Origin of the sequence: Rhodococcus sp. YH1 (assembly GCF_009939605.1) — a bacterium.
In the GTDB taxonomy this organism is placed as follows: Bacteria; Actinomycetota; Actinomycetes; order Mycobacteriales; family Mycobacteriaceae; genus Rhodococcus; species Rhodococcus aetherivorans.
In genome coordinates this window covers 1-5,182 of record NZ_WVTE01000142.1, presented here as the reverse complement: position 1 = coordinate 5,182, position 5,182 = coordinate 1, and the positions used below count along the sequence as shown (strand labels likewise).

Annotated in this window: 6 protein-coding genes; 1 reads left to right on the top strand and 5 read right to left on the bottom strand. The window is 72.0% G+C overall.

The genetic code is table 11. From position 1 onward, the window contains the following. Positions 1–192: 192 nt before the first annotated feature. The 5 genes from AIIKEEIJ_RS12530 to AIIKEEIJ_RS12510 all read right to left on the bottom strand — a co-directional run bounded on the left by AIIKEEIJ_RS12530 (position 193) and on the right by AIIKEEIJ_RS12510 (position 4,438). Positions 193–2,196, bottom strand: coding sequence for a prolyl oligopeptidase family serine peptidase (locus AIIKEEIJ_RS12530; protein WP_161995775.1), 2,004 nt, complete (start codon positions 2,194–2,196; stop codon positions 193–195). Positions 2,197–2,290: 94 nt separating this feature from the next. Next, positions 2,291–2,611, bottom strand: coding sequence for a MarR family transcriptional regulator (locus tag AIIKEEIJ_RS12525; RefSeq protein WP_161995774.1), 321 nt, complete (start codon positions 2,609–2,611; stop codon positions 2,291–2,293). A gap of 13 nt (positions 2,612–2,624) precedes the next feature. Beyond that, positions 2,625–3,251, bottom strand: a complete 627-nt coding sequence (locus tag AIIKEEIJ_RS12520) for a maleylpyruvate isomerase family mycothiol-dependent enzyme (protein WP_006937247.1) — start codon at positions 3,249–3,251, stop codon at positions 2,625–2,627. 19 nt (positions 3,252–3,270) lie between these two features. Beyond that, positions 3,271–3,687, bottom strand: coding sequence for a toxin-antitoxin system YwqK family antitoxin (locus AIIKEEIJ_RS12515; RefSeq protein ID WP_050035071.1), 417 nt, complete (start codon positions 3,685–3,687; stop codon positions 3,271–3,273). 136 nt (positions 3,688–3,823) lie between these two features. After that, positions 3,824–4,438, bottom strand: a complete 615-nt coding sequence (locus AIIKEEIJ_RS12510) for a GNAT family N-acetyltransferase (RefSeq protein WP_044476010.1) — start codon at positions 4,436–4,438, stop codon at positions 3,824–3,826. 151 nt (positions 4,439–4,589) lie between these two features. On the opposite strand from AIIKEEIJ_RS12510, the gene AIIKEEIJ_RS12505 reads away from it, so the two are divergent. Further along, on the top strand, positions 4,590–5,182 hold a 593-nt coding region (locus tag AIIKEEIJ_RS12505), incomplete at its 3' end, for an FAD-dependent oxidoreductase (RefSeq protein WP_161995773.1).

The window sequence follows — 5,182 nt, the reverse complement described above, 5'->3', positions numbered from 1 at the left end:
TGCTGGTGCCCGTGATGCGGGGCGGGCGGCGGCTGTCGCAGTACGACGCCGGACTCGACGCGGCGCGACGGCGTGCACGGCAGCAGATCGACGCTCTTCCGCCGGCGCTTCGTTCCCTCGACGAGGCACTCGAATCCCGAGCCGCGCACCGGTGCGATCCGCGTCGTCAGCCGCGCACCGGCGCGATCCGCGTCAGCCGAGCACCTCGGGCAGTTCCCGGGGGCGCGCGAGCACGTGCTCCGAGAGGAACGCCTCGACCACCTCGTACCAGATCTTCGCGTGCTGGGGGCTGAGCACCCAGTGGTTCTCGTCGGGAAAGTAGAGGAAGCGGTGCACGGTGGAGCCGTCGGAGGCGGCGGGTACCCCCGACTCGGACAGCAGCTCGTACCACAGCCGCAGTCCCTCCCCGATCGGCACGCGATAGTCCTTGTCGCCGTGGATCACCAGCATGGGGGTGACGATGTCGGCGACGTACAGGTGCGGCGAGTTCTCCACCGCCATCTCGGGAGTCATCTCCCGGGCCCAGTACCAGGCCGAGTCCGTGGTGGGCCCGAACTGGTCCAGGGCCCACAGGCTCGCGTGGGTGACGATCGCGTGGAATCGGTCGGTGTGCCCGGCGATCCAGTTGGCCATGTAGCCGCCGAAGGATCCCCCCATCGCGGCGGTGCGCTCGGCGTCGATCTCGGGTAGTTCGATCGCCGCATCGGTCAGGGCCATCAGATCGGTGTAGGGCTCCTTGCCCCAGCGGCCCCACCCGCGTTGGACGAAGTCCTGCCCGTAACCGGAGGACAGCGCGGGGTCCGGGAGCAGCACGGCGTAGCCGCGGGCGACGAGCAGCCACGGGTTCCACCGCCACGACCAGGTGTTCCAGGAGCCGAGCGGGCCGCCGTGGATCCACAGCAGCAGTGGCGCGGGCGCGTCGGGATCGGCGGTGGCCGGCAGGGCCAGCCAGGCCCGCAGCGGGGTGCCGTCGGCGGCGGCGGTGGTGATCTCCGTGAGGCGGCCGGGCAGTTCGGGCTGCTCCGCGGGGGCGCGCAGCGCGGTGACGGTGCCGGGGGCGTCGAGCGCGATCCGCACCGGGTGCGGCGGTGTGTCGTAGGCGGCGCGCAGGGCGTAGACGCACGTTCCGTCGGGCGCGACGCGCAGGTCGGTGTAGGCGGCGGCGTCGGTGGTCAACGGCGTGGGGACGTCGGCCCACAGCGCCACCTGGAAGATCGGGGCGCGGCCGTGTTCGTCGGCGGTCACGAGCAGGGCCCCGGAGTCGGGCCGCCAGACGACCGACGTCGGCCACCGGTCCCACCCGGGCACCAGCTGGGTCGTCTCACCCGATCGAAGGTCGAACAGCCGCAGAGTGATTCGCGGCGCCGTCTCGGGGTCGGAGTGCGTCTCGTGCAGGAACGCCACCCGGGTGCCGTCCGGCGCGATCGCGGGGGCGAACACGTCGGCGGCCTCGTCGTCGACGAGGACGGTGCGCAGTCCGGTGTCGGTGTCGATGCGCACCAGGGTGGTGCGGCGGGACGCGAGCGGCCCGGGCACCGACCAGGTGGTGACGACGAAGCTGCCGTCGGCGGCGAGGTCGAGGGACGCCTCACGCAGGGCGCCTCCGGGCCCGGGGGTCAGGTCCGACAGGGGCGCGTGTGGGCCGTCCGCGAGGGCGAGCAGGTGCGGTTCGGCCGGTCCGAGGTCGTGATCCCAGTGGCGCACCGGGTATCCGGTGTGCAGCACGGCGGAGACCTTGCGCTTCTTGCGGGCGTCCCGGATCCGCTCGTCGTCGCCGTCGGTGCGGCCGAGTACGTCCGCCGTCACCACGATCCGGTCCGCCGCCTCGGCCGCCCACACGCCGCGCACCCCACCCTTGCGGGAGACCACGCGCTGTGCTTCGCCGCCGGCGGCGGGCAGCCGCCACAGCGCGGCGGGGGCGTCGTCGCCGTCCGTCCCGTCGGCCCGGGCGGCGGTGAACAGCAGGTCGCCGGCGGCGGTGAAGACGGGATTCGACTCGCCCTTCGCACCCCATGTGAGCCGCCGGGCGGGCGCATGCCCCTGCGGGTCGACCTCCCACAGCGCCCCGACGTACCCGGTCCCCTCCTCGTCCAGGGTGGACTGGGCGATCACGACGCGGGTCCCGTCCGGCGACAGCGCGAGCGCGGTGACGCGAGGGAGAGCGAGATAGTCGTCGAGGTCGTCGAATGCGGTCATGGTGCCCGAGGGTAGTGCTCGCCGGAGGCGTCACCGGGGAGCCGACACGGCCCGGTCGGGATACGCCGCCGGCGCGCCGCGCGGGAACGAGCGGTCAACCCGCCAGCGGGTGGTCTGCGGACAGCGCGGCCAGGCGCTCGAGCAGCGGGGCGACGGCGACGAGGGCGGCCGCGTCGTCCGGCTCCATCTCGGACAGCAGGCGCGCCACACCGGTGATCCACATCCGGCGGATCAGGTGGCCGTTGCGTTCCGCCAGGGGCGGGGGCGTCCGGTGCAGGGGGTGGGACCGTCCGTCGCGGGGGTTGGACGTGCGGGCCACCAGTCCCAGCTGGACCAGGCTGCGCACCGTCGCGCTGACGTTGCTGCTCGGCAGTCCGAGCACGCGGACGAGATCGCGGGAGCCGTGCCGCGTCACATGCGCGGTTGCCTCATCGCATCACCGGCAGTATCCGCGCGCCCGACCGGCCCGATGCCGCCTCGATGAAGGCCCGCGCATCCGGGACGGCGGCGAGCACGTTGCGGGTGCGTTCGAGTGCCTCCGGTTCGGGCGGCGGTCCGCCGACCGCGTCGACGACGTCGAGCAGGTGAACGGTCGTTTCGAGGATGGCCAGGTCGAGGAGCGCGCCGAGCGTCACCGAGCCCAGCAGAGGATGTGGGACGACGGTCTCACGGCCGAGGCCGGTCAGGCGATCGAACGCCTGCGGCAGTTCGACGGCGAATCGCTCGACGAGCGTCCCCCGGCCGACGTCGGTGGCGGCGCGGCGAACCATCTCGGCGATCCGTCGGTGCATCGGTTCGGCGGCGACCGGGTCGGCGTTGAAGACGCGGAGCATCTCCGCGGCGCTGGTGACCTTCGCCGTGCCGTCGGACGCGGGGTCGGCGAGCAGCGCGATCAGGGCGTCCGGTGTGACGTGGACGTAGAGGTCCCGAACGGTCCAGCCCGGCAGCCGGGTCGGGGCCGTCCACTGCTCGTCGCTCAATTCCCGTGCCCGTTCGGCCCACGAGCGCCACAGCCGTATCAGCAGGGCTCGATCCCGGTCGAAGGTCGATGTCACCGCACTCCCCCTCGTTCGGTCACCCGCGCGGCAGCCTCGGCCGGTGGGTGGTCGTTTTCCTGATGCTCCCGTCGGTGTCGTAGTAGGTCCACTCGCCGGTCTTCCTGCCGTGCTCCCAGTTTCCGCTGTCGACGAGCGTTCCCGCCGTGGTCCAGCGCTCCCAGTGGCCGTGCTTCTCACCGCGGGCGAACCCGCCGCGCTGCAGCAGGCCGCCGGTGGCGCGGTACCAGGTCCAGGGGCCGTGCAGGACGCCGCGGTCGTAACCGCCCTCGGAACGCAACGCCCCGCCGGCGAAGTAGTGCCGCCACGTGCCGTGGCGCTCACCGTCGACGTAGTTGCCCATCATCACCCCGCCGTGCGGGTCGGGCTCCGCCCACTCGCCGGTCTTGCGGCCGTGACCGTCCACGGCGTTCGGACTCTCGGCCGGCGTGCTCATCCGGAAGTCCCGAACCGGCCCAGGGCGCTGCGCGCGCCGTCGGGCCCGGCGGTGACCGTCGAGAGATCTCCCACGAGCGACGAGTATATGCAAGCGATTGCTTGCATATCAACAGCTCGGCGGGACGCGCGCCGAGTCACCGCGTCACGGGCGCGCGCCACATCTTCCACAGGGTGGGGCCGCCGTTCGGGACGGCGATCTCGCCGGTGACCCGGAAGCCGAACCGCTCGTAGTAGGAGATGTTCTTCTCCTTGCTCGATTCGAGATAGGCGGGCACGCCTTCGGCGTCACAGCGGTCCAGCCGGGACCGCAACAGCGCCTTCCCGAATCCCCCTCCACGCGTGGCGTTTCCGGTCCCGATGGCGGAGAGGTACCAGTGCGGCTCGGCCGGATGCGCATCCTCGAGCGCGCCGTTGACCTCGGCGCCGACGCGGGCGCGGCCGCCGAGCGCGTGAATCATTCCCGCGGTGACCAGGACCGACCGCCAGCCGGTGACCTTCCATCGGCCCGGTGGCGCCCACATGGTCGCACCCCCGGTGGCACCGTCCGGACCCTCGGCGATCTCGAGTCCGCCGTGCGCCAGCAGGTGGTGGCGCGCCTCCGCGGCGAACATGCGTGGCAGACCTCGGCGCCGGCGCTCGTCGTCGGGCCACATCCACATCATCACCGGATCGTCGAAGAACGCATCGGCGAGGGTGCGGGCGAAGACCGGTATGTCCCGTCTGGTGACCGGGCGGACGGCGGGGGTCATGCGGACGAGGCTACCGGCGTCAACGATGGAACGTTGCCGCCCAGCAGGTTTTACGTCGTTGTCACACGGGGGCGGACACAACTGTTTCATTTCGTGCAACACTGTTTCTCAACACGAAACCACCCCCTGTTGCGAGTTGTGAGGAAGCACGATGACCGAAACCGCGAACATCGTCATCGTCGGCGGCGGACTCGAGGGCCTGGCTGCGGCCTGGTGCCTCGCCGAGCGCGGCGAAACCGACGTTCTCGTCCTGGAACGCGGAACTCTGTGTTCCGGCATGACCGGCAAGTCGAGCGGCATCGTCCGCTGCCACTACGGCGTTCCGTCGCTGGCGGCGATGGCCTGGCACGGCGTGCAGGTCTTCTCCGAGGCCGAGCAGATCTTCGGCACCGACATCGGCTTCCGGCAGACCGGATACGTCGTCGGCGTCGGGCCCGACAACACCGCCCCGCTCGCCGCCAACGTCGAGATGCACCGCTCCCTCGGTGTGCCCGTCGAGACGATCGACGCCGACGAGGTCCGCCGACTGCTGCCCGGAATCGCCCTCGATCCCTTCGCGGCCTTCGCGTACGAACCACTCGGCGGCCACGGCGACGCCTACATGACCGGAATGGCCTACGGCACCCGCGCCCGTGCCCTCGGCGTGCGAGTGCGTCAGAGCACCACCGTCACCTCGCTCCTGCAGCGCGACGGCGGCGAGGTCTACGGTGTGCGGCTCGCGGACGGCTCCGAGATCCACGCGGG

Excerpts from the sequence above, each read along its gene's own strand:
- AIIKEEIJ_RS12515 (WP_050035071.1), bottom strand. The coding sequence starts at position 3,687 with ATGAGCACGCCGGCCGAGAGTCCGAACGCCGTGGACGGTCACGGCCGC.
- AIIKEEIJ_RS12530 (WP_161995775.1), bottom strand. The coding sequence starts at position 2,196 with ATGACCGCATTCGACGACCTCGACGACTATCTCGCTCTCCCTCGCGTC.
- AIIKEEIJ_RS12510 (WP_044476010.1), bottom strand. The coding sequence starts at position 4,438 with ATGACCCCCGCCGTCCGCCCGGTCACCAGACGGGACATACCGGTCTTC.